We start from the raw sequence: 25,031 nt of genomic DNA, 5'->3' as shown, positions 1-25,031 counted from the left end.
AAAAGACGCGGTCGAGTTTTATTCCGGCACGAACACCGGCATCGCCGCCTCGTCGGAGATCCGCCAGAAGGTGACCGCGACCGACGCACCGATCTCGAGGTCGTCGGGGTCGGCGTCGAGCAGCGCGAGCAGCCGCGGTCCCTCGGCGAGGTCGATCGCGCCGACGACGTAGGGCGTCCGATCGCCGAAGCCGGGTTCGCCGGGGACGTGGCAGACGGTGTAGGTGTAGATCGTCCCGACGCCTTCGCCGTCTTCGAACGGCGGGTCCTCGGCCCCGCAGGCGGTACAGACCGCCCGCGGGTACAGCTGGCGGTGGCCGCAGTCACACGCCTGATAGCGGAGGTCACCCTCGAGCGTGCCCGCCCAGAATGGCGTCGTCGCACCGGTCGGGACCGGCACCGGCCCCTCCCACTCATCGCGGCGGTCGTCCACCGGGGCGCTCATGTTTCCCTCCGTAAGACGACGGTGCTGCTCGAGGAGAGTAAGCCCCCGGTACCGTGGGCGACCGCCACCTCGGCGTCGTCGACCTGGCGGTCGCCCGTGTAGTCGCCCCGAAGCTGACGGGCGGCCTCTATGAGGACGAACACCCCGAAGTGACCGGGGTGACAGTAGGAGAGCCCGCCGCCCTGGGTATTCATCGGCAGTTCGCCGCCGGGGGCGGTCGTTCCGCCCGAGACGAACTCGCCGCCGTCGCCCTTCTCGCAAAAGCCCAGGTCCTCGAGGGTGACCAGGGCGGTGTAGGTAAACGAGTCGTAAATCTCGGCGATGTCGACGTCGTCGTGGGTAATTCCGGCTTGCTCGAAGGCCTTCGGTCCCGTCACGGCCGCGCCGGTGGTCGTCATGTCCGGCATTTCGCTGATATCCTGCCGGTGGGTGCTGGTCGAGGCGACGCCCGCGACGGCTATCTCCGGAACGCCGAGTTCCGCGGCTTTCTCCTCGCTGACGAGGACGACCGCGCCGCCGCCGTCCGAGACGAGACAGCAGTCGAGCAGGTTGAACGGCTCCGCGATCTGCCGGGACTCGAGGACGTCCTCGACCGTGATCGGCTCCCGCTGGGCCGCTTTCGGATTCATGGAGGCCCACTCGCGGGTCGCGACGGCGACCGCCGCGAGTTGCTCCTCGGTGGTGCCGTACTCGTGCATGTGCCGGCGGGCCGCCATCGCGTAGGCTCCCGGCGGCCGGAACAGCCCCGTCGGGCGGACGAAGCCGTCGACCGGGTGGGTTTCCTCGAGCGACCGATCCCGACCGGGACCGGTCTTGCTCGTCGAACCGTAGGCGATGACCACCACGTCGGCCTCGCCGCGGGTCATCGCGTCGCGAACGTGCCCGCAGAAGTGCTCGAACGACGAGCCGCCGATCTCGGTCCCCTCGAGGAAGGAGGGCTCGTCGAGGTCGAGGTACTCCGAAAGCACCAGCGCCGGCATGTAGTCGTCGCCACCCGCGACCGCGACGCCGTCGACATCCGCGAGGGGACAACCGGCGTCCTCGAGCGCGCGGACGGTCGCGATCGCCGCGTTATCGAGCCAGTTACGGTCGGGCGTCTCGCCGAGTTCGCTCTCGGCGACGCCCGCGAGGATCGGTTCAGCCACAGGTGTTCCTCCGTCCGGCGGATCGTATCATCGATATCCGATATCTCGACCGAACGCAAATAGTTTATGATGAACGATACCACAGCACGCGCCGCTCGAGTCGCGTAATCGGTTAGGGGGCTCGGCACGTGACGACGCCGCGACAGCGCCGGACGCCTACACCGTTGGTAAGCGGTGAGTCGCTGGGAGACAACGGACTGCCGAACTGGGCACCGATTTCTTGCCAGACATAGATACTATTTTATAGCGTTCCGTGGTGCCATTCGTCATGGACTTGGCAAGCGTTAGCAAGGGTGCCAGAGCCGGGAACGTCGCGCGGCTCCACGACGAAACCGCCCGGCTCCACGGCGACGCGCAGGCGATCGAGTATCACGGGCAGACGCTCACCCACGACGATCTCAAAGCGGAGAGTTCGCGCTTCGCCGGCGGACTGGCCGACCTCGGAATCGAACCCGGCGACGTGATGCTGCAGTACTTACCGAACTGCCCGCCGTACCTGATCGGCGCGCTCGGCGCGTTCAAGGCCGGCGTGATCGTCTCGCCGGTCAACCCGCAGTACCGCAAGCGGGAGCTGACCTATCAGCTCGAGGATACCGACGCGTCGGCCGTGCTCACCCACGAGGCGTTAGAGCCCTTCCTCGAGGAGGCACTCGCCGAAATCGACCGGGATCCGGTCGTCATCTCGGTCGGCACCGATACCGACGAGTTTCGGGCCTTCGACGGCGTTCGCGGCGAGGAGACGTTCGTCGAGCGCGACGACGACGACGTGGCGTTGCTTCCCTACACCTCGGGGACGACGGGCAAACCGAAAGGCGTCCAGCTGACTCACCGAAACTTCCGCGCACAGACGTTCTCGGTGCTCTCCCAGGACCACGCGCTCGACGACGAGGACGTGCGCAGCCTCGTCTGGCTGCCGCTGTACCACATCACCGGCTTCACCCACACCGCGTGGCAACCCCTCGTCCGCGGCGGGAGCGTCTACCTCCGGAGCGCGGCCAACTGGGACGGCGACACCGCGATGGCGCTGATCGAGGAGGAAGGTATCACGCATTACGTCGGCGTCACCGCGATGTACGTCGACATGATCAACAGCGAGCGCTTCGGCGAGTACGACCTCACCAGCCTCGAGTCGGCCGGCGAAGGCGGCGCGAAGATGTCCGTCGCGGTCCAGGAGGAGTTCGAGGAGACCGCCGGCGTCGAGATGAGCGAGGGGTACGGGCTGACGGAGACGAACGGCGCGACCCACTCCCAGAGCGGCTCGACGTTCGGCCTGCGCCACGGCACGATCGGCCAGCCGACGCGGATGACCGAGGCGATCATCGTCGACGGCAGCGGCGAGACCGTCGGCATCGGCGAGGAAGGGGAGCTCCTCGTCCGCGGCCCGCAGGTGATGAAGGGGTACCACGACATGCCCGAGGCGACCGAGCGGGCGTTCACCGAGGACGGCTTCTTCCGCACGGGCGACATCGCCCGCCGGGACGCGGACAACTACTACGAGATCGTCGACCGGAAGAAACACATGATCAACTCCGCCGGCTACAACATCTACCCGAGCGAGCTCGAGGAACTCCTGGCCGAACACGAGGCCGTCGCGGAGGGCGCGGTCGTCGGAATCCCCGACGAGCGGCGCAACGAAGTGCCGAAGGCCTACGTCGTCACCGCGCCGGGCGTCGAGCCCGGCGAAGACGTGACCGCCGAGGAGATCACGGACTACTTCCTCGACAACGTCGCCTCCTACAAACACCCCCGCGAGGTCGAGTTCATCGAGGAACTCCCGCGGACGACCTCCGGGAAGATCCAGAAGTACAGGCTCGAGGACGGCGAGGAGGCGGAGGGACAGTAGATCGTGCGAGTCATCGTCACGCCCCACATCCTCGGTGGCGGCGGGCCCCTCGTCACCGAGGAGATCCGGGAGCGGCGACCCGAGATCGACCTCGTCCACGTCGAGGACGGGGACGAGTTACTCGAGACCGTCGTCGACGCGTCGGTACTGGTCACCCACTGGGTCCCGGACGACGCGCTCGAGGCGGCCGCCGACCTCGAGTGGGTGCAGGCGCTCAGCGCCGGCACCGATCGCTACGATCACGACGCGCTGGCGGACCGCGGCGTGGCGCTGACGAGCGTCTCGGGGATCCACGCGAAGCCGATCGGCCAGCAGGTGCTCGGCTATCTGCTCCACTTCGAGCGGCGCTTCGATCGCGCGGTCGCACAACAGCACCGCCGGGAGTGGAACCGGTATACGGGCGGCGAACTCGGCGATCGAACGGTCGGGATCGTCGGCGTCGGTGCGATCGGCTCGACGGTGGCCGACTACTGCCAGACCTTCGACGCCCGCGTGATCGGGACCAAACGGGATCCGACCGACGCACCCGAGGGCGTCGACGAGATCTACGGAACTGACGGGCTCGAGTCCGTCCTCGCCGAGAGCGACTACCTCGTGCTCGCCTGTCCGCTGACCGACGAGACGCGGGGGCTGATCGACGCCGACGCGCTGGCGGCGCTCTCGGACGACGCCGTACTCGTCAACATCGCGCGCGGCGGCGTCGTCGACCAGTCCGCGCTCGTCGACGCGCTCGAAGCCGACGGACTCGGCGGGGCCGCGCTGGACGTCTTCGAGGAGGAGCCCCTGCCCGAGGAGTCGCCGCTGTGGGATCGCGACGACGTGCTCGTGACGCCGCACATGGCCGGCAGCACGCCCCACTACTGGGAGCGCTGTGCCGACGTCTTCGTCCGGAACTACGATCGGTTTCGCGAGGGCGAAGCCCTCGAGAACCGCGTCGTCTGAGCCGGAAAACGGCGCTCGCTTTCCGGCCGCGGACGCGAAACGCGGCCATAGATTGAAGCCCCGTCACGTCGAGCATCGCGTATGTCTGACCTTCGCATCGACGCGATGGTACCCGGCTTATCGACCGACTCCGGCGACGCGGCCGCTCGCGCGGAGGAACTCGGCTTCGACGGCGTCTGGACGCCCGAGATGGACAACGACGCGTTCCTGCCGCATCCGCTGATCGCGGACCGGACCGACGAGATCCGGCAGGGGACCCGCATCGCGCTGTCGTTCACTCGCAGTCCGATGGCGCTTGCCTACAGCGCCTGGGACCTCGCGCAGTACTCCGACGGCCGGTTCGTCCTCGGGATCGGTACGCAGGTCAAGGGCCACAACGAGCGCCGGTTCAGCGTCGACTGGGAATCACCGGGGCCCAGACTGCGCGAGGTCGTCGAGTCCCTCCAGCACATCTTCGACGTCTTTCAGGGCGAGGCCGATCTCGACTACCAGGGCGAGCACTACTCGTTCTCGCTCATGACGGACAACTTCAATCCGGGACCGATCGACCACCCCGACGTGCCGATCTACATCGCGGGCGTCAACGAGTACAACATCCGGCTCGCGGGCGAGCTCTGCGACGGGCTGGATATGCACGTCTTCAACACCCCCGGCTACACCGACGATGTCATCGCACCGACCGTCGCCGACGGGGCCGACCGCGGGGATCGGTCGCTCGAGGACGTGTCGCTTTCGGCGAGCCCGTTCGTCGTGACCGGTGACACCGAGGAGGAGCGCGAGCAGTCACGGGCGGCGGTGCGCCGGCGCATCGCCTTCTACGGCAGCACCCGCACCTACCACGACGTGCTCGCCCACCACGGCTGGCGCTCCGTCGGCGAGGAGTTACACGAACTCTCGAAGGAGCAGCGCTGGGACGAGATGACCGATCTGGTCACCGACGAGATGGTGGCGACGTTCGCGATCGAAGCGCCGCCCGAAGCGTTACTCGCGGAGGCGGAGGACGTCTACGGCGGCATCGCCGATCGGGTCGTCCTCCCGCTCGATCACGGCGAGGCCTTTCTGACCGAGTAGTAGCGGACGCCGTCGCGGTCCTCGTACTCGATCCGGTCTCGGACCTCGAGCGTGCCGAGCGCACCGAGCGTGTCGAGCAACTGCGCGGGATACCGGACCTCGCCGGCGCGGTGGCGCGTGAGCTCCATCGGCGTCGCGGGGCCGACGCTCGCGACCGCCTCGAACGTCTCGCCCGTGAGCGACTCGAGCGCCGACCGCGTGCTCTCGATCGCCCCCTCGTAGTCGGTGAAGACGGGACCGTGACCGGGATAGACCCGGTCGACGTTGCGGCCCTCGAGTCGGTCCATCGCGCGGTGGAACGCGTCGACGGCATCGTAGGCGCCGTAGTCGATGCCGACGTGGATCGCGCCGGGCCGGAACGGCTCGATGAGCGCGTCGCCGCTGAACAGCGCGCGCTCGCCGTTGAGTTCGGTCGCCAGGCTCGCGTGATGGATCTGGTGGCCAGGGGTGTGCACGGCCTCGAACTCGCGGCCCGCGACCGTAAACGGCTCGTCGAACTCGAAGGGGACGGCCTCGTCGGGCGCGAGCAACCGCCGGTTGCGCCGCAGTGACGACTGGGCGCGTTCGACCTCGCGTTCGATCGCCTCGCCGTGGTAGCCCGCCGAGTGGCCGATCTCGCGGACGCCCTCCGCGAGGTCGGCCGGGTCGCGCTCGAGTTGCTCGAGGACGGGTTGGGGGGCGTACACCGTCGCGCCGGCCTCGCGTAACAGCGGCACCTGTCCGATGTGGTCGCTGTGAGGATGGGTGACGACGACCGCCTCGACGTCCCCGGGGTCGTACCCCTTCGCGGCCAGCCCCTCGCGGACGGTCGTTTCGCCGCGGTCCTCCGGGTCGCCGGTGTCGATCAGGACCGGACCCGGTTCCTCGACGAGGTAGGCCGCGGCGTGTTTCGGCGGCCACTCGATGTCGAAGTCGAGCCGCGAGACCTGCGACGCGGGGGCTTTCGTTCGCCGTTCCGTCGGGTCGTCCATCGTCGACCCTTAGATGAGTTCCCGGGCGATCGTCCGCTTCTGGATCTCGTCGGTGCCCTCGAAGATGCGGAAGACGCGGGCCGAGCGGTAGTTGCGTTCGATCGGGAGATCCTTCATGAAGCCGGCGCCGCCGTGGACCTGCATCGCGATGTCGGCGGCGTCGTTCGCGAGCTTCGCGCCGCGGAGTTTCGCCATCGACTCCTCCTTGCGGGCGCGCTCGCCGTTGTCCATCTTCCACGCGGCGTAGCGGTAGAGCTGGCGGACCTGCTCGATGTCCGTCGCGAGCTCGGCCAGCTGGAACGAGACGCCCTGCCGATGGCCGATCTTTTTCTCGAACGTCTCCCGCTCGCGGGCGTACTCGACCGACATGTCGAGCAGGAACTGCGCCGTCCCGACGGAGCCGGCGGCGATGTTGATCCGGCCGCCGCCGATCCAGTCCATCGCGGACTGGAACCCTTTGTCGACCTCGCCCAGCACCTGCTCCTCGCCGACGCGGCAGTCGCTGAAGTACAGCTCCGAGTGCGTTCCGGGGGTCATCCCCATCGCGCGGTGGATCGTGCCCACCTCGAAGCCCGGGTTGTCGTCGTCGACGAGGAAGCACGTGATGCCGCTGAGGTCGCCGTCCTCGCCGCTCGTCCGGGCGAACACCATCGTGAAATCGGCGTACGGGCCGTTCGTGATGTAACACTTCTGCCCGTTGATCACCCACTCGTCGCCGTCTTTCTCCGCACTGGTGTCCATGTAGTGCGCGTCGCTGCCGTGGCCCGGCTCGGTCAGCGCGAAACAGGTCGTGATCTCGCCGTCCATCAGCGGCTCGAGGTACTCCTCGCGCTGTCGGTCGTCACAGGCGAGCAAAATGGGCGTCGGGCCGCCGGCACCGCCGAAAATCGAGCTGTGGAAGCCCGGCGGCCGGTTCGACATGTGCTCGCCGACGATCGCTCGAGTGAGGATGTCGACGTCGCCGCCGCCGACTTCCTCGGGCATCGTCATCCCGTAGAAACCCGCTTCGACGGATTTCTGTCGGATCTGTTCGACGATGTTTCGATACTCGGGGACCTGCCGATGCTCGTCGTCGACGATCTCCTTCTCGTAGTCGGCGCCGAGAAACTGATCGTACTCGTTCTCGAGGGGAGCGACTTCCTGGTCGATGAAATCGTCGAGCGCCTTCTTGATCTGCACGGCTTCGGACGGTTCGCTAAAGTCCATACCATATCACACATAACTCGATACTTAAGCGTTACCGTGTTATAGTCTTTCAATGACGGCGAATCGATCGATACGCACGAATTCGGGCGATTCAGACGGTAACAACCGAAGACGAGGGTTCCACATGATTTTTTCACGGAGAGATAGCGTTCAGCAGAGCGGAACAGTTTTAGTTCACTTCGTAGAACGTAAAGTATGGCAACGGCAGGCACGGACGGGGGGACGCGGATCGAAGCGGTAGTCAAAACGCTCGACGTGCTCGAGGCGCTGTGGCAGGCCGAAGGAGCCGGTGTGACGGCGCTCACCGAGCGAACGGGACTGGCGAAGAGTACGGTCCACGCCCATCTGACGACGTTGCGCTCGAAGGGATACGTGGTCCAAGAGGGCGACGAGTATCGACTAAGTCTGCGATTTCTCTCCTTCGGCGAACACGTCAAACACGCCGAACCGCTGTACGCGGCGTCCGACGCGCCCATCGACGACTTCGCGGACGAAACGGGGGAACGAGTGCTCTGTTCAACACACCAGAACGGGCTCGGGACGGTCATCAACACCGGCGAGGGTGCTCGTTCGTTCACGAGCGACATCGGCGTCGGGACGCACACCTACCTCCACAATTCGGCCGGCGGCAAGGCCATGCTCGCACACTTCTCCGAGGAGCGCGTCGACGAGATCATCGACGAGTGGGGGCTCCCCGCGTTCTCCGAGAAGACGATCACCGACCGAGAGACGCTCTTCGAAGAGCTCGCGACGGTTCGCGACGAGGGCGTCGCGTACACTCGCGGGGAGTATCTGCCCGGAATCAATGCGATCGGCGCGCCGATACTGGACACGGACGGGACCGTCTTCGGAGCCGTCAGCGTCGCCGGACCACAGCACCAACTCGAGAACAAGTGGGAGAAGACCGACTTCCAGGATCAGTTACTGTCGACGGCGAACACGATCGAAGTGAACCTGATGTTCTCGTAGCCGTTCAATCGGAGTGAACACGACGTCGGACGCCGGTCGAGACGACGGCGCCGCCTACAGGGTGAACGGCTGTCAAACGACTCGTTCTCCTCACGCCGCAAGCGGCGGAGACTGCGACGCCCCCCGCCCGTAGCATCGCCGCTTTGATTACACGCATATGGATGTAACTATGGTCGCTCGTCAGTCGCCTCGCCGCGGTGATGACGCGAACCGCGTAGCGCTTGCGCACTCGAGTCGAATCGGAGGAGAGCGGAAGGGTTCCATACAGGGCAACACGAGAGCATAGTACGAAACCAACTGTGAGGGGCGTTATCGAAGGTTGGGAAGAACCGCTAGCGACGTTACCCACCGATAGTGGCGGCAGTAGCGGCCAGAATACGAACGGTCCACGGGAGACCACCTGTAACAGTCAGTCGTACTCCCGCTCAAGTAAAACGAAGTGAGAGAACAGCAGGGACTTCATATTGAAATTTCGATAGTAATTGGCATACATCAGAATTCATATATTATGTGCGAGTCGCTATACGGATGACGGACAGCGCCGTGGGTCGATCGAGATCGATCGCGATCGTGTCGGTCGCGAATCGACGGGTTACTCGGCTCGCTCCGCTCGCTCGGCCATCATCGCCGCCGCGCCAGCCGCCCAATCGCCCCACAGGAACCCAGATCCCACGACGAGGGCCCACCACGCGTAGCTGAGCACGATGCCGGCGTACACGCCGAGGAGTCCGTAGCCGAGCGTGACTCCGGCGAGGTACGAGAAGCCGAGCAGAAACAGAGTGGTCCCGGTCAATCGAGCGTAAAACGGCGTTCGCGTATCGCCCGCGCCGCGGAGACTGCCCGATAGCGGGAAGAAGAGTCCGAAGAACGGCATCGAGACGCCGAAGGCGCGAGTGAAGGCGGTCGCGTGCTCGAGCGTGGCGGGATCGCCCGTGAACAGCCGTGCGATCGGTCTCGCGCCGGCGACGAGAACGACGCCGGCGAACCCGAGCGTGAGCACGCTGAGCGCCGTGATCGCCAGCCCCGCAAACCGCGCCTCGTCGGGGTCTCCCTCCCCGAGCAGTTGGCCGACGACGATGCTCGCGGCGACGCTGTACGAGCGGTACAGCGGCCCGCTGAACTGTTGATAGACCCGTCGACTGATGTGATAGGCTGCCGTCACGTCGGTCCCGAAGGTCAATAGGAGCGCGTTGAACGGGAAGTTCGCGAGCGACGTGCTCAGTCCCTCCGCGACGTTCGGGAGACTGACCGCCACGAGCTGGCGCGTAACGGTGAGACTGCGCGGTCGCGCGAACGACGGAGTCGTCCGTGGGCTGGCAACCGCGGCCGTGATCGCGACGGCCTCGACCGTCCGGCTGACCGCGGTGGCCAGTCCGACGCCGACGATGCCCAGGTTCGGGAACGGGCCGATTCCGAGCCCCAGGCCGACCGTCGCGGCGATGTTGATCACGTTCGCGCCGCCGTTGACCACCATCGGCGTCCGCGTGTCGCCGGTCCCCTGTAACGACCGCGCGCCGACCAATCCGACGATTCGCATCGGCGCGGCCGCGAAGACGAGCGCGAGGTACCGACCGCCCATGTCGACCACCGCGGGTTCGGCCCCGAGCAGAGCGATCAGCGGACCCGACACCGTCAGTCCGACGAGCAAGAGCGGCAAGCCCACCAGAAATCCGATGACGAACGCCTGGGTGATCGACCGGTCGCGGGTCGATACCGCCCCCCGTCCCGTATCCTGGCTCGAGAGGGCGATCGCGCCGGTCCCGAGCCCGAGACCGAGCCGCAGCGGGAGCTGGGCGTAGAGATCGGCCAACCCGACCGCAGCGACGGCCGCGGGCGAAAACAGCCCGGTGACGATGATGTCGACCGTCCGCATCAGCGTGTTGAACGTCTGCTGGACGGCGAGCGGCCACGAGAGCGAGAGCGTCCGCCGCCAGACGGTACGGACGCGATCGCTGAGTTCGGCCATACACCGTCGGCGACGGGCATCGGCCGGATCAACGTGTCGGTCCGGGCAAGCACCGAACGGATTCACCGATGCAGTTCTCCCAACTATAGATATAGTTTATGAAATCGGTATGTGTACAGTGGCCGCGCAGATAGCCGTCGGCTCGAGCTGGCTTCCGATTACGAACCGAGAGCAGTCGATACGGCCCGAGCCGTACACTGATGACGGCTCTACCGGTGCAGGTATCGATCGGAAGAGAACGTACTCTCGTACCCGTTGCTCGATATATTCAGCAGTTATAGGGCTTCTTCTGGAGATACTAGTCGAATTCCGCTACTCGAGTCGGCAGGCTGCTGGGGAACAAAAAGTATAACTGTAATCTGATAGGTGGCGGATAGTGACAGTGTAAATATTTGAATGAGAAGGAATTATTTCCGGGTGGCGCGTCCATCGGTCACGAGGCGGGCCGCCGCGGGGAATCGCGGAGACGGGGAACCGACCGAACGACCGTGGAGGCGTTTCCATCGTTCGATATTCTCTGCCCATCCGTAAACAGAATAGGTTCCGACCACGGCACTTGTGACCTATTTTATGTGGCAGCCGTTCGATGCCAGACGTATGCGACTCGAAGACAAAACCGTAGTTATCACGGGTGCGGCGTCGGGAATCGGCCGGTCGACGGCCGAGCGCTGCGCCGAAGAAGGGGCGCGCGTCATCGTCACCGACGTCGACACCGAGGGCGGACGGGCGGTCGCCGAGGCCATCGAGGACTCCGGTGGCGACGCCGAGTTCCACGAGCTCGACGTGACCGACAGCGATCAGTTCCACGCGGTCGTCGACGCGGTCGCCGAGGACGACGGGCTGGACGTGATGGTCAACAACGCCGGGACCGGTCATCCGGCCGGCAGCCTCGAAACCCTCGAAGACGACATCCGGGACTTCGTCATCGACATCAACGTCAAGGGCGTCTGGAACGGCTGTCACGCGGCGCTTCCCCACCTCAAGGAACAGGGCCACGGTGCCATCGTCAACGTCGGCTCGCTGGCGAGCATCCTCGGGCTCCCGAAGCAATCCGCCTACTCGATGAGCAAGGGTGCGGTCCTGAACATGACGCGGGCGGTCGCCGCCGAGGCCGGTCCCTACGGCGTCCGCGCGAACACGGTCTGTCCCGGCTTCACCGAGACCTCCCTGCTCGATGAGTATCTCGAGGATCAGGAGGATCCCGAGAAAGCTCGCGAGCGAATGATTCAGCAGTATCCGCTCAAACGCCTCGCCGAACCGGAGGAGATCGCGGACGCGATCCTCTTTTTGGCCAGCGAGGAGTCGTCGTTCGTCAACGGCCACGGACTCGTCGTCGACGGCGGCTTCTCGGCCTGAGACGGTCCTCGAACCGTCACCGGCTTCGCCTCACTCCTCGCGGACCAGCGCCACGCTCGCGAGTTGGTCGCCCGCTGTCACGGTCGCTTCGCGAGTGAGCGCGTAGAGCACCCCGTCGCGGTCCGCGCGGGCGTCGTGGAGCGGCTCGTACGTCGTCGGATGATAGACCGTCCCGATGGCCGCTCCCTCGGATATCGACTGGCCGACCTCGAGCGACGGAGCCGGCCGGAAGAGCCCGGAGTCGTCGGCGGTGACCTGTCCGAGGTGGTTCCGGGCGACGATCGGGTCGCGCTCGGGCACGTCACCGGGAAGGAGACCGAGATACCGGCAGACGTCGAGCAGGCCGTCGACCCCCTCGTCGACGACGTCCTCGAGGATCTGCTTGTTGTGCGCGAGTTCGGGCGTGATCGACGGGATCCCCTCCTCGGCGGCGGCCACCCGGAGCTTTCCCGCGAAGCCGCGATGGTGCCACTCTCGGGGAGCGTCTTCGTCGGCCTGTTCGGACAGCAGGAGATCGGTCCCGAAGGCGTCGGCGAGGCTGCGAGAGCGCTCGTCGTCCTCGCGGTAGACGACGTGGGGGAGCATGTTCGGACTCCCCGTGTGGAGATCGACGAGGGCGTCGGCCGCCGTGACGAACTCCCAGAGCCGAGCGGCCATGCGTTGGTGGAGGCTCCCGTCGCCGTCGCCCGGCCAGATCCGATTCATGTTGGGGTTGATACTGTCGAGTTGTTCCGGCGTCGTGTAGGAGACGCGATCGAAGGTAAGCGGGTTCGCGACGGGGACGGCGATCACGGTCCCCGACAGCGACTCGAGGGGGAGGCGCTCGTGGAACCGCCGCAGGACCTCGGTCCCGTTGATCTCGCGGCCGTGCTGGGCCGCCTGCACGTACAGCGTCGGGCCCGATTCGTCGCCGCGATAGGTGTGGACCGTCGTCGTCAGTTCGACGCCCGACGGCAACCGTGCGAGCGTCACCTGTTCAGCCGTGTGCGTGCCCTCGTTCATGCCCGGCCATTCCACGTCCCGCGGTATGTACCTGCGGCCGCCCCTCGCCACCGTCGATCAAATGCAGAGCTGAAAATAGCGGAGGGAGGGCGGTCACGTATCAGTGAACGTATTCTGAGAGTTGTGCTGTCGCCTCGTCGACGATACCGTTCCGCAGTCTGCCCTGGTAGCTCTCGATCAGGTCCGAATCGATCGAATTGACCGACCACGGCATAATTGAACTCGATCGAGGCGCACCTCCCTCCTTCCAGTCCGACTCGTCCAGCGGGATTCGCTCCTCGTACCACGTCCGAGTTGTGAGCGAGAGCGTGATCTATTGCTCCCCGTGAAACGGCGTCTGCTCGTGACCGATGAGTAGAAACGGACGGCCGCTCGAGGCGTCTCTGAACGGATCGAGAGCGACGACGACGTCGCCGCGCTCGTAGCCCATCGCTACTCGCCCTCGGAAGCGTGTTCTCGCCACTCCTCGAGGTCTTCTTCCCCGTATCTCTCGTCCAGCGCCTGCATGACCCGGTGTGTCCTGTATGCGTCGCGGACGGTCTCTGTCTCACCGATCGCCCAGTAGTCTCCTTTGTGTCGAACGAGGTCTCGGTCCTCGAGGCGACTGAGAACCGTCCCGATCGAATTTTTCTTGATATCGATCTGTTCAGCGATCTCGGAGGGAGTGTATGCCTTGTCATCGTTCGCAGCGAGAAATCGAACGACTTTCTCGGCGTTCGTGAGCGTATTCAGTTCCTCACCGGAACTCTCATCGAACGTTTCGATGTCGATCGGCATGGGTGTAAGTAGAGTACAAGAAGTCATAGATGTTTCCCTGTAAGTGCAGTAAGCGATTACTCGCAGCCAAGCCCATCAAGGCGAGACCACTACCGTTTTCACTCGTCCTGCCGTCCCTGAGGATATGGGAGACGTTACTGCTACCCTGCACACGAACGAGGGCGATATCGAGGTCGAACTCTACGACGAGCGCGCGCCGCGGACCGTCGACAACTTCGTCGGTCTCGCGACCGGCGGCAAGACCTGGGAAGACCCCGAAACGGGCGAGGAAGTCGACGGCGAGCCGCTGTACGACGACGTGGCCTTCCACCGCGTTATCGAGGACTTCATGATTCAGGGCGGCGACCCGACCGAGACCGGTCGCGGCGGCCCCGGCTACCAGTTTGACGACGAGTTCCACGACGACCTGCGCCACGACGACGAGGGCGTCCTGAGCATGGCCAACTCCGGCCCCGACACCAACGGCTCGCAGTTCTTCATCACCCTCGGTCCCCAGCCCCACCTCGACGACCGCCACGCCGTCTTCGGCAAGGTCATCGACGGCATGGACGTCGTTCGCGAGATCGGCGATGTCGACACGAACGCCAACGACCAGCCGAAAGAAGACGTCGTCCTCGAGTCCGTCTCCGTCGACTACGAGTAACGCGTCGATCGCCCGATCGCGGACGGTTTTTCGGCTGTGCGTGCCCTCGACTCGAGCGCGAGCTGCTAGCAATCAGCGGTAGCGAATCCGGTATGGTTACTTCGATGCCGCGTCCACGAGTGGAATCACCCGCTATCGACGAACGCTACTGGCCGGAGCCGCCTCGAGTCTCGCCCTGCCGCTTGCCGGCTGCGGAGGGACGACGGCGACGTTACGCACGAGTGAGGGCGATATCGAGGTCGAACTGTACGACGAGCGCGCACCGCGAACCGTCGAGAATTTCGTCGGTCTCGCGACGGGTGAGCGCGCGTGGATCGACCCCGAGACGGGCGACACGATCGAGGGCGAGGCGCTGTACGACGACGTGGCCTTCCACCGCGTCATCGAGGACTTCGTGATTCAAACCGGTGATTCGACCGGTACCGGCCGGGGTGGTCCCGGCTACCGGTTCGACGACGAACTCCATCCCGAACTCCGCCACGACGGTGCGGGTATCGTGAGCATGGCCAACTCCGGCTCCGACGCCAACAGCTCGCAGTTCTCCATCACGCTCGGCTCCCAGCCTCACCTCGACGACCGCCACGCCGTCTTCGGCAAGGTCACCGACGTCTCCGCGAGCGGCGCGAGCGGAGGCTTGGAAGAAGACCAAAGCGCGTCTTCCAGCGGCATGGACGTCGTCCGCGAAATCGGCGATGCGGACACCGACGCCGACGATCGACCGAAAGCGGATATCGCCCTCGAGTCGATTTCGGTCGACGACGAGTAACTCGAGCGGTGCTCGAGACGTGAGATGTCGTTTCTCCGGCACGGCGTTCGAGCGACGCGACGCCCCGTATCGACGCCGCGAGTGACGGAGAGGTTTTATCATCTGCGCTACTATGGACGGTCGAATGGGAGCGTCTTCGCCGACTGATGCGGATCTCCGCGCGCGTCTTCGCCGACAGGAGATCATCACCGAACTGAGCCAGCAGGCGCTGGCGGGGACCGATCTCGAGGGGCTCTATCGCGATGCGACGGCCGCCGTCGCCGAGACGTTGGGAACCGAGTACTGCGTCGTCCTCGAGCGGTTACCGGGCGGGAACGAGGGCGTCCTGAAAGCGGGCGTCGGCTGCACGGCAGGGACCGTCGGGAACGCGACCGTCGGGTTGAGGCGAAACGCCGGACCGGCGGAGGCCCGTCCCGCCGAGGAGCCCGTTATCGTCGACGAGTTGGCTGCCGACGAGCGGATCGCCGGATTCGAGTCGCTCACTGATCTCGACATCGTGAGCGGTATCAGCGTCCCGATCGGCACGACCGACGGGCCGTGGGGCGTCCTCGAGACGTACGCGACCGAACGGCGAGCGTTCACCGACTCCGACGCCGATTTCGTGGAACGCGTCGCAGACGTCCTCGCCTCGGCCGTCCAGGCCGAGCGGGTACGCGCCGAACGCGAGGAGTTGTTCGACCGGATATCGGACGCCTTCTTCGCGCTCGACGAAGAGTGGCGGTTCACCTACCTCAACGATCGCGCACACGAACTGATCAACCCCGACGGGCGAGCGCTGATCGGCACGGAAATCTGGGCGGAGTTCCCCGAAGCCAGCGAACGGGCGTTCAGATCGAAATACGAACGAGCGATGGCCGAACAGGAGACCGTCTCGTTCGAGGAGTACTACCCCGAGCCGCTCGACGCGTGGTTCGAGGTGCGCGCTTATCCGTCGGCGACGGGCCTCTCCGTCTACTTCCGCGACGTTACCGAACGACGCGCACGCGAACGAAAGCTCGAGGAGTCCGAGCAACGCTACCGGACGCTGGTCGAACACTTTCCGAACGGGGCCGTCACCCTCGTCGACGAGGAGCTGTGCTATCGGACGGTCGGGGGCACTCCCCTCGAGGCCGCCGATGCCACGATCGAAGAGCTCGAGGGGAACCCACTCGAGGAGGTGCTGCCGCCGGCGTTGGCGACCGAGGTCGTCCCGCGCTACGAGGCCGCACTCGAGGGCGAGGCCAGCGCGTTCGAACTGACGTCGAGCGATCGCATCTACGATATACAGACCATCCCGGTCCGCGACGACGACGGCACGGTTTTCGCCGCACTGGGGATGTCTCAGGACATCACCGAACGCCGCGAGTACGAGCGCCAACTCGAGGAGTCCGAGCGCCGCTATCGCACGCTCGCAGAGCACTTCCCAAACGGGATCGTGACGCTGTTCGACCACGATCTCGAGTACACGCTGGCGGCTGGACAGGGCTTCGACCACATCCCCGCGGAGCCGAACGATCTGGAGGGACAGCAGCTCCACGAAAGTTGGTCCGAAGAGATAGTTAACGCACTTAAACCGGTGTTTCAGGACGCGCTAGACGGCCGGGAACGATCGATCGAACTTCAGGACGCCGGCCGGGAGTGGCTCCTGCACGCGGTGCCGATCACCGACGAGCGCGGCGACGTCTTCGCCGGGATGACGATGAGTCAGGACGTCACCAAGCGGGTTGAACGCGAGAACCACCTCGAGCGCTACGAGACGATCGTCGAGGTCGTCAACGACGGCGTTTACGTCGTCGACGAGGACCGACGGTTCACCATGGTCAACGAAACGTACGCCGAGATGCTCGGCTACACCCCCGACGAACTCGTCGGCACCGATGCCTCCGCGGTCGTCGACGATGCGGTGGCCGGGCAAGTCACCGAACTGGAAGCCACCACTGCGGCTTCGGACGTCGAGTGGCCCTCGATCGAAGCCGAGCTTCGGACGGCGGACGGCGAGACGCTTCCCGTCGAGGGGACCTTCGCGATGCTGCCCGAAGACGACAGTCGGTGGTACCGGGTGGGAATCGTCCGGGACATCAGCGAGCGAAAGGCCCGGGAACGACGGCTCGAGGAGTCCGAACGTCGCTACCGGACCCTCGTCGAGAACTTCCCCGAGGGCGCGGTCGGCCTGTTCGACGAGGAACTCGTGTACACGGCCGTCGGCGGGCAACTCCTCGATAAGATCGGCGTTGCCACGGAAGACCGCGTCGGGAGCAGCATAGACGAGCTCCATCCGGACGGCCTGATCGACGAGATCGAGCCGTACTTTCACGCGGCTCTCGACGGAGAGACGAACTCTTTCGAAGTCGAACGGTACGACCGTCACCTGTACGCCCACACGCTTCCCGTCAGGAACGGCGACGACGAGATCTTCGCGGGCATGGTCGTGGTGCAGGACGTGACAGAGCGCCGTGAGTACCATCGGAAACTCGAGGAATCGAACGAGCGCCTCGAGCAGTTCGCGTACGCGGCCTCCCACGACCTGCAGGAACCGCTGCGGATGGTGACGAGCTACCTGACGTTACTCGAGAACCGCTACGGCGACGCCTTCGACGAGGACGGACGGGAGTTCCTCGCGTACGCCGTCGACGGGGCCGACCGCATGCGAGAGATGATCGACGGCCTGCTCGAGTACTCCCGGGTCGAAACGCAGGGCGATCCGTTCGAGCCGACGGATCTGGCTTCGGTGTTCGAGAGCGTCCGAGAGGACCTCCAGATACAACTCGAGGAGAGCGGTGCCGAGATCACCGTCGAGGACCTGCCCCGCGTCGAGGGCGACGCCAGCCAGTTACGACAGGTCCTACAGAACTTGCTGAGTAACGCGATCACGTACAGCGGCGACGAGTCGCCGCGGGTCCACGTCGGTGCCGACCGGCGGGACGACGAGTGGGTGATCTCGGTCCGCGACGAGGGGATCGGTATCGATCCGGCCGATCAGGATCGGGTGTTCACCATCTTCGATCGCCTCCACAGCCGCGAGGAGTACGAGGGGACGGGTATCGGGCTCGCGCTCAGTGAACGCATCGTCGAACGCCACGGCGGCGAGATCTGGGTCGACTCCGAGCCCGGCGAGGGCGCGACGTTCTCGTTTACGCTGCCCGCATCGCAGGCGCGGGAGTAGTACCGCCGCGTTCCGTCTCCCGCTCGATCGCCTGCCGGATCTCCCACGGAGCACCCATTTAGGCATGGGCGGCATAGAGCGCCTATGAGCTGGACAGCCGACGACGTTCCCGATCAGGACGGCCGAACGATCGTCATCACGGGCGCGAACAGCGGTATCGGCCTCGAGGCCGCCCGCGAACTCGCGCGCAACGGCGCGACGGTGATCATGGCCTGCCGGAGCACCGAGCGCGGCGAGGACGCGGCCGACGACGTCCGCGAGGACGTGCCCGACGCCGACCTCCGCGTCGAGGAGTGCGATCTGGGTGACCTCGAGTCCGTTCGGTCCTTCGCGGAGCGACTCGAGGACGAGGCGATCGACGTGCTGATCAACAACGCGGGGGTCATGGCGATCCCGCGCTCGGAGACCGAGGACGGCTTCGAGACCCAGTTCGGCGTCAACCACCTCGGTCACTTCGCGCTCACCGGATTGCTGCTCGAGAACCTGGCGACCGACGGCGAGGAACCCGCGCGGGTCGTCACCGTCTCGAGCGGGGTCCACGAGAGCGGCGAGATCGACTTCGACGATCTCCAGGGCGAGGACTCTTACGACAAGTGGAGCGCCTACGCCCAGTCGAAACTGGCGAACGTCCTGTTCGCGTACGAACTCGAGCGCCGATTCCTCACCGCGGATATGAATGCACGGAGTATGGCAGTGCATCCGGGCTACGCGAACACGCAACTGCAGTACCGCGGGCCCGAGCAGAGCGGGAGCCGAGTTCGGAAGGCGGCGATGAAACTGCTGAACACGGTGGTCGCGCAGTCGGCCGAGATGGGCGCGCTCCCGACGCTCTACGCTGCGACCGCGTCCGACGCCGAGGGCGGCGCGTACTACGGCCCCGGCGGCTTCCAGAACATGCGGGGCGCGCCCGAGCGACAGGCCTCCTCGGATCGATCGTACGACGAGGAGACGGCTCGTCGGTTGTGGCGGGTCTCGGAAGAGCTGACCGGCGTCACGTACGACCTGCCGAAGCCGAAAGCGGAGAAAGCGGTCTCGGCGTAGCGCGGAAACCAGCGGCCGCCCGTCGCTCGTGCCAACCGTAACGCGAAAGGCGGCTCGCTCGAACGGGTACACATGAGCGACGACGACGGCATCCAACGCGCCAGCGACGTCGGTTCCAGCGACGCGCCGCCGGTCGACGAGAAACCCTACAAGATCATCTTCGAGGCCAACAAGTGCTTCGGCGCGGGCAAGTGCGCCGAGGTCAGCGCCAACTGGGAGATGTCCATCGCCTCGGGCATGGCCCAGCCGGACGAGTACTTCTTCGGCGAGGATGACTTAGAGCACAACGTCCGCGCCGCGGAGGTCTGTCCGGCGAAGAAAGACGACGGCTGCATCCACGTCGTCGACCGCCGGACCGACGAGGAGATCGCGCCGGATCCCCACGGCGACGGCACGCTGAGCGTCGACTGGTAGGGACTCGAGACGGGAGGCTCACGGGCGCACACCGAAACGCACATCCCCGACCCGGGACAACGCTCGAGTGCACTTCTGCGCGAGGGTAGCCAAGCAGGCCAACGGCGGTGGGCTTATCACGCCGGGACCTTTTGCTGCGCTCCGCTCGCGAACTCACGGGTTTCACCCGTTCGTCTCCGCGCGGCGCTGTGCGCCGCGCTTTCGCTCGCGTCACTGGCAAAAGCTCCAGCAAAAGCCGTCGTCACCCCCTTCGGGGGTTCCTCGGCCGCTCGCTCACTTCGTTCGCTCACGAGGGCAACAGATGGGGCACATTTCCGAGGAGTGCGCGTTGGCTCGTTGGCGCGGACATCGAAACGCACATTCCGGGTGGGCCGCTATCCTCGAGTGCGCTTCTGTGCGAGGGTAGCCAAGCAGGCCAACGGCGGTGGGCTTAAGACCCGCTCCCGTAGGGGTCCTTGGGTTCGAATCCCAACCCTCGCATACCAACTCAAACTGAGAGACGTCTCTCCGTGACGCGGTACTGACGATATTACAGTGTCCGACGGAATGACAGAGAACTATTAAGTATCTCGCTGACATATTTGAACATGTGGCTGACGACTACCTGAGACGGACCGCGATCACCCGTCCGAAACTCACCTCAGAGCAGCAACAGCTGCTTGACGCTACCATTCAAGAGTGGCAGACAGCCTGCAACATCAGTAGTCAAATTGGATGGGGAACCGGTGAAACACGAAAAACATCCCTCCAAGACCTCGCCTACGACGAGGTTCGTGAGAAGACACGCCTCAGGAGTCAACACGCGATTCTCGCAACCCACCAAGCTGCAGCCGCCCTTTCCGGCATCGAAGAAATCGATGACCTCGATGAGGACTACAAAACCTCCCGTCCCGAGTTCACCGCAGACACTGTAAAGTACGACACTCGGACGATGACATTGTTCGACGATGGCACTGTATCACTCACGACAGTCGATGACCGCATTCGGTGTGATCTCGCTCTGCCAGAGGACGAAGACGGTTACCAGCATCAGTATCTCGATGATAAGGACTGGGAACTCACCGAATCCACGCTGTCGCGGCGTGATGATAGCTACTACCTTCATCTCGGCTTCCGAAAACCGAAGCCAGAGAAGAAAATTAAACAACAGGATGACACCGAGGACAGGACAGTTCTCGGCGTTGACCTCGGTATCGTCAACATCGCCACCACTTCGACAGCCTATTTCGCGTCCGGACGAGAACTGCGGCATCGACACCGGCAATTCGAAAAGATCCGTGGTTCCCTACAGCAGACCGGGACGCAGTCCGCCCACCGCACGATCCAACAGATGAGCGGACGTGAATCACGTTGCGTCCGTGACTCCCTCCACCGAGTCGCCAACCGCATCATCGAGGAAGCACTCATTCACGACTGCGAATACATTGCATTCGAGAACCTGAGGCACATCCGTAAGCGTACGCCGCCGGTGAAGGACCTGCACCAGTGGGCGCATCGCCAACTCGTCGATCTCGTGGAATACAAAGCAGAGAAAGAGAGGATCTCTGTGGAGTTCGTATCGCCGGAGGACACGAGTCGACGGTGCCCAGAGTGTGGATACACGAGTAGAGGGAATCGAGTTACTCAGTCCGAATTCGAGTGTGAATCGTGTGGTTCGACAGCGAACGCGGACTACGTTGGTGCGAAGAACGTTGGATGGCGGTTTGTCCGTCGGGGCCTACAGTCGTCTCGGCGGACGGGCGATAGTCAACTCGCCCTGAAGTCAGGAACTGTGACGTCGACTCGGGAATTCGTCCCGTCCGACTAATTATCGGCAGAGGCCGAGTTCACTGACAAGCTCCGCGGTTGTGTCGCGAGGCAGTTGATATCCCAACCCTCGTACATCGCGAATATCCCGAGAGCGGCAGCTACAATGCTCGAAGCCTTGTAAGAGGGCACACCGGCCCGCTAGACGTTCAGTCTGTTTCCACCAACTCACCGGCCGACCAGAACGCGCAGGTACAACCGTTTCATCAGAGCAGGGACGTTCTGTAACTGAGCGATGAACGACCAACGGACCGCGGATCGGAACGGCGAGGGATCGCGAATCGCGACCAACCGAACGGCGGTCGCCATCGCCGCCAGCTCGCTGCTGATCGCGGCTGTGGGTGTGCTCCTGGCTCGGCGCGGGCTGCTCGAGGCCGTCGTCGCTCGCGGAGTCGCCGTGGACGCGTTGCCGCTGTATCTCCTGTTCGTCCTCCTCGCAGTCTGGCTCGTGATCTGGAGCTGGGGGCAGCTGCTGGCGCTCTTCGAATGAGCACCCCTCCGAGGGTTAGAACGGGTACTCGCGGGGCTCGTGCTGGACCGAGATCCACTTCGTCGTCGTCACTTCCTCGAGGATCTGCTCGCCGTTGTACCGTCCCATTCCCGACTGTTTCATCCCGCCGAAGGGGACGTGGGGCTCGTCGTTGATCGGTTGATCGTTGATATGGATCATCCCGGTGTCGATTCCGTCGGCGATTCGCCGCGCCTGCTCGAGGTCCTCGCTGTGGACCGAGCCCGACAGGCCGTGGATCGTGTCGTTCGCGAGTTCGATCGCCTCCTCGTCGCTCGAGTAGGGGATCACGGGCGCGACTGGGCCGAAGTGTTCGTTGCAGGCCGCGGCCATGTCGTTATCGGCGTCCGAGAGCACGGTCGGTTCGACGACGAGGCCGTCGTGATCGCCGCCGGTCTCGAGGGTCGCGCCCTCGTCGACCGACTCCTCGACGTAGTCCACGATCTGATCGCGCTGGCTCTCGTCGATGATCGGGCCGATGATCGTCTCGTCGGCGGTCGGATCGCCGGTCGGCAACGACGCGGCTCGATCAGTCAGCGCGTCGACGTAGTCGTCGTACAGCGACTCGTGGACGAGGTGACGATTGGTCGAGATGCAGACCTGTCCCTGATGGAGGAAGGAGCCGAAGACGCCGCCGTCGACGGCTCGCTCGAGGTCGGCCTCGTCGGTGACGACGTGGACGTTGTTCCCCCCGAGCTCGAGCGCGGGCAGCGCGCAGTTGCCGGCCGCCTTCTCGGCGACGCGCTGGCCGATCTCGGTCGAGCCGGTAAAGGCGATGACGCGCGGAATCTCGTGGTCGGCGATCGCGTCGCCGATCTCCGACCCGCGACCCGGGAGGACGCTCAGGACGCCCTCCGGCACGCCGGCGGCCTCGAAGATCCGCGCGAGCAGCAGGCCGCCGGTGATGGGGGTGTTCGAGGCGGGCTTGAGCACGACCGAATTCCCGGCCGCGATGGCCGGCGCGACCGCCCGCATCGAGAGATGGAGCGGGAAGTTCCACGGAGAGATGACGCCGACGACGCCGACGGGGATCCGCTCGGCCGTGTTCTCCTTCCCCGGAGTAATCGAGTCCATGTGCTGGCCGTTCATCCGGAAGGGATAGCTCGCCGCCTCCTGCATCATTCCGCGGGCGGTCTGAATCTCCGCCTCGCACTTGACCGGCGCGCTGCCGGACTCGACGGCTAGCAACTCGGCGATCTCCTCGCGGTGATCCCCGACGAACTCGATCGCGGCGTTGATCGCGCCCGCTCGAGCCTGGGGCGGCTGCTGGGCCCACGACTCCTGTGCTTCGGCCGCGGCCTCGTAGGCCGCATCGACGTCGTCCGCGGTCGCCGCCGGGACGGTCGCGATCTCCTCGCGCGTGTAGGGATTTTCGTCGGAGATCGCGTCCCGCTCGCCGGCGTCGGTCCAGCTGCCCGCGAGGTACAGCGAGTCCCAGCCGTGCTCGGGTGTCAGCGGAAGGTCAGTCATACGGGAGGGCTACCCCTCGAATGGGCAAAAGTAACACACTCGCAGGTGCAACGGGACGCGAGTATGCCGGAACTGACTGACCGAAATCCGTCTCAGGCGAGCCGTTGCGGGAGCAACACCGCGAGCGGGACGTAGATCGCCAGCGCGATGATCGCCGTTCCGACGAGCCCGAAGAGGAGCGTCTCGTTGATGAGCCGCCACGCGAACAGCATGATCGCCGCGGGCGGGAGCGCGAGTCCGGCCGCCGTCCGGTGGAAGCTCCGGACTCTGGTCCCGACGGCCACCGGCTCGAGGTCGTCGGTATCTCGTTCGCGATCCCTCGCCATAGCCCCGGGAAGGAACAGGTACGTTCCGATCCCGAGGACGAGCCCGACGAACGCACCGAAGACCGGGTCGTCGACAAGCTCGAGGCCGAGGTACGCGAACACCGCCACGTCGACGACGCCGGCGACGATCCCGAGCAGGGCGGGCGACAGCCCTCCCTCGTCGGCCGACTCCGCCCCGGCGTCACGTGAACCGTTCATTCGTGTGCCGACCGATTCGCTACAGCCATATTATAGTTCTCTGTCGTCCCCGCGAGCTACTCGTCGTCCCGTTCGCGGAGTTCCTCGCTGGCCTCGCGCACCTCGCGCATCACGCTCGAGATGCGTTCTTCGGCCTCGAGTTCGTCCTCGACCGAGAGGTCGACGCCCTCGACCTCGAGCAGGAACTTGGCGACCTCCGTCGCCTCGTACATGACGTCATCGAGCTCCTCGGCGGTGAAGAAGTCGCACATCGCGCCGTAGAGGAAGGTCGCCCCGGCGGTCCGAACCTTGTCCTCGAAGGAAGAGCGGGCCTGGTTGACCGCCTGGGGGGTGTAGGTGTCGGTCATGAAGGGGATGAGTTCGGGCAGGTTCTCGCCGATCTTGGTCATCTCGACGCCGGTCTCGGTCCGGAAGTCCGAACAGAGGCGGGCGATGGCCCACTCGCGGGCGGTGATGTAGGTCCGATCCCGCAGGAACTCGTTGACCCGCTCGTACTGCGCGCCGTCCATCTTCTTGAAGCGGGCGTACTTTCTGACGTCTTCCGGAACGTCGTGCTCTTGGGGCTCGGGGTCCGGAACGCCCGGCATCGAGCCGCCGCCGGTCCCTTCGGGCTCGGTCTCGGGGCCGCTCGCACCGTCGTCCCCGGCAGGAGCGTCGCCAGCGCGGTCATCAGTAGCGGGGTCCTCAGCGGCGTCGCCGTCTGCAGCGTCGCCGTCTGCAGCGTCGCCATCGCCCGCCGAATCGGCGTCGGCCGGTTCCGCGGGAGCTGCAGAATCGGGGGCAGTATCCGAATCGGAAGCGGCCGCCGACTCGGACGCGTCCGAGTCGAGAGGGGCGTCCGCATCAGAAACGTCGGAGGAATCGGCGGCATCGGAAGCGGCATCCGCGTCGGCGACGTCGCCGTCGCCCTCCGCGTCGGCCGCCGATTCCGCGTCGGCCTCGAGTCGAGCTGCGTTCGGTCCGTCCTCGTCCATGCCCGCGTATTACCAGCAACCCGAGATAAGGGTTGTTCTCGAGCGAGTCGC

At 65.2% G+C, this 25,031-nt stretch carries 22 protein-coding genes and 1 tRNA gene; 13 read left to right on the top strand and 10 right to left on the bottom strand.

Annotation, left to right across the window (positions count from 1 at the left end):
• Positions 1-18: 18 nt before the first annotated feature.
• Both AC0QDI_RS19685 and AC0QDI_RS19680 read right to left on the bottom strand, forming a co-directional pair.
• A complete protein-coding gene (locus tag AC0QDI_RS19685) occupies positions 19-444 on the bottom strand; it encodes a Zn-ribbon domain-containing OB-fold protein (protein ID WP_474671055.1) in 426 nt (141 codons plus the stop codon).
• The gene (locus AC0QDI_RS19680) at positions 441-1,589 is read right to left on the bottom strand and encodes an acetyl-CoA acetyltransferase (RefSeq protein WP_474671053.1); all 1,149 of its coding nucleotides are present in this window, start codon (positions 1,587-1,589) and stop codon (positions 441-443) included. The genes AC0QDI_RS19685 and AC0QDI_RS19680 overlap by 4 nt, the downstream gene beginning before the upstream one ends.
• 268 nt (positions 1,590-1,857) lie before the next feature.
• Here AC0QDI_RS19680 and AC0QDI_RS19675 point away from each other — a divergent pair, with 268 nt between their 5' ends.
• The 3 genes from AC0QDI_RS19675 (at position 1,858) to AC0QDI_RS19665 (ending at position 5,445) form a co-directional block, all read left to right on the top strand.
• A complete protein-coding gene (locus AC0QDI_RS19675; RefSeq protein ID WP_474671051.1) occupies positions 1,858-3,432 on the top strand; it encodes a class I adenylate-forming enzyme family protein in 1,575 nt (524 codons plus the stop codon).
• 3 nt (positions 3,433-3,435) lie between these two features.
• Positions 3,436-4,374, top strand: coding sequence for a D-2-hydroxyacid dehydrogenase (locus tag AC0QDI_RS19670; RefSeq protein WP_474671050.1), 939 nt, complete (start codon positions 3,436-3,438; stop codon positions 4,372-4,374).
• A gap of 81 nt (positions 4,375-4,455) precedes the next feature.
• Positions 4,456-5,445 (top strand): TIGR03617 family F420-dependent LLM class oxidoreductase, encoded by a 990-nt coding sequence (locus AC0QDI_RS19665; RefSeq protein ID WP_474671048.1) that lies wholly within the window; start codon positions 4,456-4,458, stop codon positions 5,443-5,445.
• Here the strand turns inward: AC0QDI_RS19665 and AC0QDI_RS19660 are convergent.
• Entirely contained in the window at positions 5,418-6,416 is a 999-nt protein-coding gene (locus tag AC0QDI_RS19660) for an MBL fold metallo-hydrolase (RefSeq protein WP_474671046.1), read from the bottom strand. The genes AC0QDI_RS19665 and AC0QDI_RS19660 overlap by 28 nt on opposite strands.
• 9 nt (positions 6,417-6,425) lie before the next feature.
• Positions 6,426-7,622 (bottom strand): acyl-CoA dehydrogenase family protein, encoded by a 1,197-nt coding sequence (locus AC0QDI_RS19655; RefSeq protein WP_474671044.1) that lies wholly within the window; start codon positions 7,620-7,622, stop codon positions 6,426-6,428.
• 195 nt (positions 7,623-7,817) lie between these two features.
• Between AC0QDI_RS19655 and AC0QDI_RS19650 the strand changes: the two genes are divergently transcribed.
• Positions 7,818-8,591, top strand: coding sequence for an IclR family transcriptional regulator (locus AC0QDI_RS19650; protein WP_474671043.1), 774 nt, complete (start codon positions 7,818-7,820; stop codon positions 8,589-8,591).
• A 592-nt stretch (positions 8,592-9,183) separates the two neighbouring features.
• Here the strand turns inward: AC0QDI_RS19650 and AC0QDI_RS19645 are convergent.
• Positions 9,184-10,557 (bottom strand): MATE family efflux transporter, encoded by a 1,374-nt coding sequence (locus AC0QDI_RS19645; RefSeq protein ID WP_474671041.1) that lies wholly within the window; start codon positions 10,555-10,557, stop codon positions 9,184-9,186.
• A gap of 597 nt (positions 10,558-11,154) precedes the next feature.
• On the opposite strand from AC0QDI_RS19645, the gene AC0QDI_RS19640 reads away from it, so the two are divergent.
• Complete coding sequence (locus AC0QDI_RS19640) at positions 11,155-11,913, top strand: SDR family NAD(P)-dependent oxidoreductase (RefSeq protein ID WP_474671039.1); 759 nt, start codon at positions 11,155-11,157, stop codon at positions 11,911-11,913.
• A 30-nt stretch (positions 11,914-11,943) separates the two neighbouring features.
• Here the strand turns inward: AC0QDI_RS19640 and AC0QDI_RS19635 are convergent, their stop codons facing one another.
• Positions 11,944-12,915, bottom strand: a complete 972-nt coding sequence (locus AC0QDI_RS19635; RefSeq protein ID WP_474671037.1) for a succinylglutamate desuccinylase/aspartoacylase family protein — start codon at positions 12,913-12,915, stop codon at positions 11,944-11,946.
• A gap of 432 nt (positions 12,916-13,347) precedes the next feature.
• Positions 13,348-13,692 carry a TrmB family transcriptional regulator gene (locus AC0QDI_RS19630; RefSeq protein ID WP_474671036.1) on the bottom strand — a complete coding sequence of 115 codons (345 nt, stop codon included), beginning with the start codon at positions 13,690-13,692 and terminating at the stop codon, positions 13,348-13,350.
• A 124-nt stretch (positions 13,693-13,816) separates the two neighbouring features.
• Here AC0QDI_RS19630 and AC0QDI_RS19625 point away from each other — a divergent pair, with 124 nt between their 5' ends.
• The 8 genes from AC0QDI_RS19625 to AC0QDI_RS19590 all read left to right on the top strand — a co-directional run bounded on the left by AC0QDI_RS19625 (position 13,817) and on the right by AC0QDI_RS19590 (position 21,994).
• Positions 13,817-14,335 carry a peptidylprolyl isomerase gene (locus tag AC0QDI_RS19625; RefSeq protein ID WP_474671034.1) on the top strand — a complete coding sequence of 173 codons (519 nt, stop codon included), beginning with the start codon at positions 13,817-13,819 and terminating at the stop codon, positions 14,333-14,335.
• A 175-nt stretch (positions 14,336-14,510) separates the two neighbouring features.
• Positions 14,511-15,101, top strand: a complete 591-nt coding sequence (locus AC0QDI_RS19620; protein ID WP_474671408.1) for a peptidylprolyl isomerase — start codon at positions 14,511-14,513, stop codon at positions 15,099-15,101.
• A gap of 124 nt (positions 15,102-15,225) precedes the next feature.
• Positions 15,226-18,243 carry a PAS domain-containing protein gene (locus AC0QDI_RS19615; RefSeq protein ID WP_474671033.1) on the top strand — a complete coding sequence of 1,006 codons (3,018 nt, stop codon included), beginning with the start codon at positions 15,226-15,228 and terminating at the stop codon, positions 18,241-18,243.
• A gap of 84 nt (positions 18,244-18,327) precedes the next feature.
• A complete protein-coding gene (locus AC0QDI_RS19610) occupies positions 18,328-19,284 on the top strand; it encodes an oxidoreductase (RefSeq protein ID WP_474671031.1) in 957 nt (318 codons plus the stop codon).
• A 72-nt stretch (positions 19,285-19,356) separates the two neighbouring features.
• Positions 19,357-19,698 (top strand): ferredoxin, encoded by a 342-nt coding sequence (locus tag AC0QDI_RS19605; RefSeq protein WP_474671029.1) that lies wholly within the window; start codon positions 19,357-19,359, stop codon positions 19,696-19,698.
• A 396-nt stretch (positions 19,699-20,094) separates the two neighbouring features.
• Positions 20,095-20,178: transfer RNA gene (locus AC0QDI_RS19600), tRNA-Leu, on the top strand.
• A gap of 109 nt (positions 20,179-20,287) precedes the next feature.
• A complete protein-coding gene (locus AC0QDI_RS19595) occupies positions 20,288-21,505 on the top strand; it encodes an RNA-guided endonuclease InsQ/TnpB family protein (protein WP_474671028.1) in 1,218 nt (405 codons plus the stop codon).
• 234 nt (positions 21,506-21,739) lie between these two features.
• Positions 21,740-21,994 (top strand): hypothetical protein, encoded by a 255-nt coding sequence (locus tag AC0QDI_RS19590; protein WP_474671027.1) that lies wholly within the window; start codon positions 21,740-21,742, stop codon positions 21,992-21,994.
• Positions 21,995-22,009: 15 nt separating this feature from the next.
• On the opposite strand, the gene AC0QDI_RS19585 is transcribed toward AC0QDI_RS19590, so the two are convergent.
• The 3 genes from AC0QDI_RS19585 to AC0QDI_RS19575 form a co-directional block, all read right to left on the bottom strand.
• Positions 22,010-23,482, bottom strand: a complete 1,473-nt coding sequence (locus AC0QDI_RS19585) for an aldehyde dehydrogenase family protein (protein WP_474671026.1) — start codon at positions 23,480-23,482, stop codon at positions 22,010-22,012.
• A gap of 92 nt (positions 23,483-23,574) precedes the next feature.
• Positions 23,575-24,006, bottom strand: coding sequence for a hypothetical protein (locus tag AC0QDI_RS19580; RefSeq protein ID WP_474671024.1), 432 nt, complete (start codon positions 24,004-24,006; stop codon positions 23,575-23,577).
• Between the two features lie 56 nt (positions 24,007-24,062).
• Positions 24,063-24,980 (bottom strand): DUF5806 family protein, encoded by a 918-nt coding sequence (locus AC0QDI_RS19575; RefSeq protein ID WP_474671022.1) that lies wholly within the window; start codon positions 24,978-24,980, stop codon positions 24,063-24,065.
• Positions 24,981-25,031 lie beyond the last annotated feature (51 nt).

It is taken from the genome of Natrinema sp. LJW11 (assembly GCF_056135975.1).
This window is presented reverse-complemented; position numbering and strand designations above follow the sequence as displayed.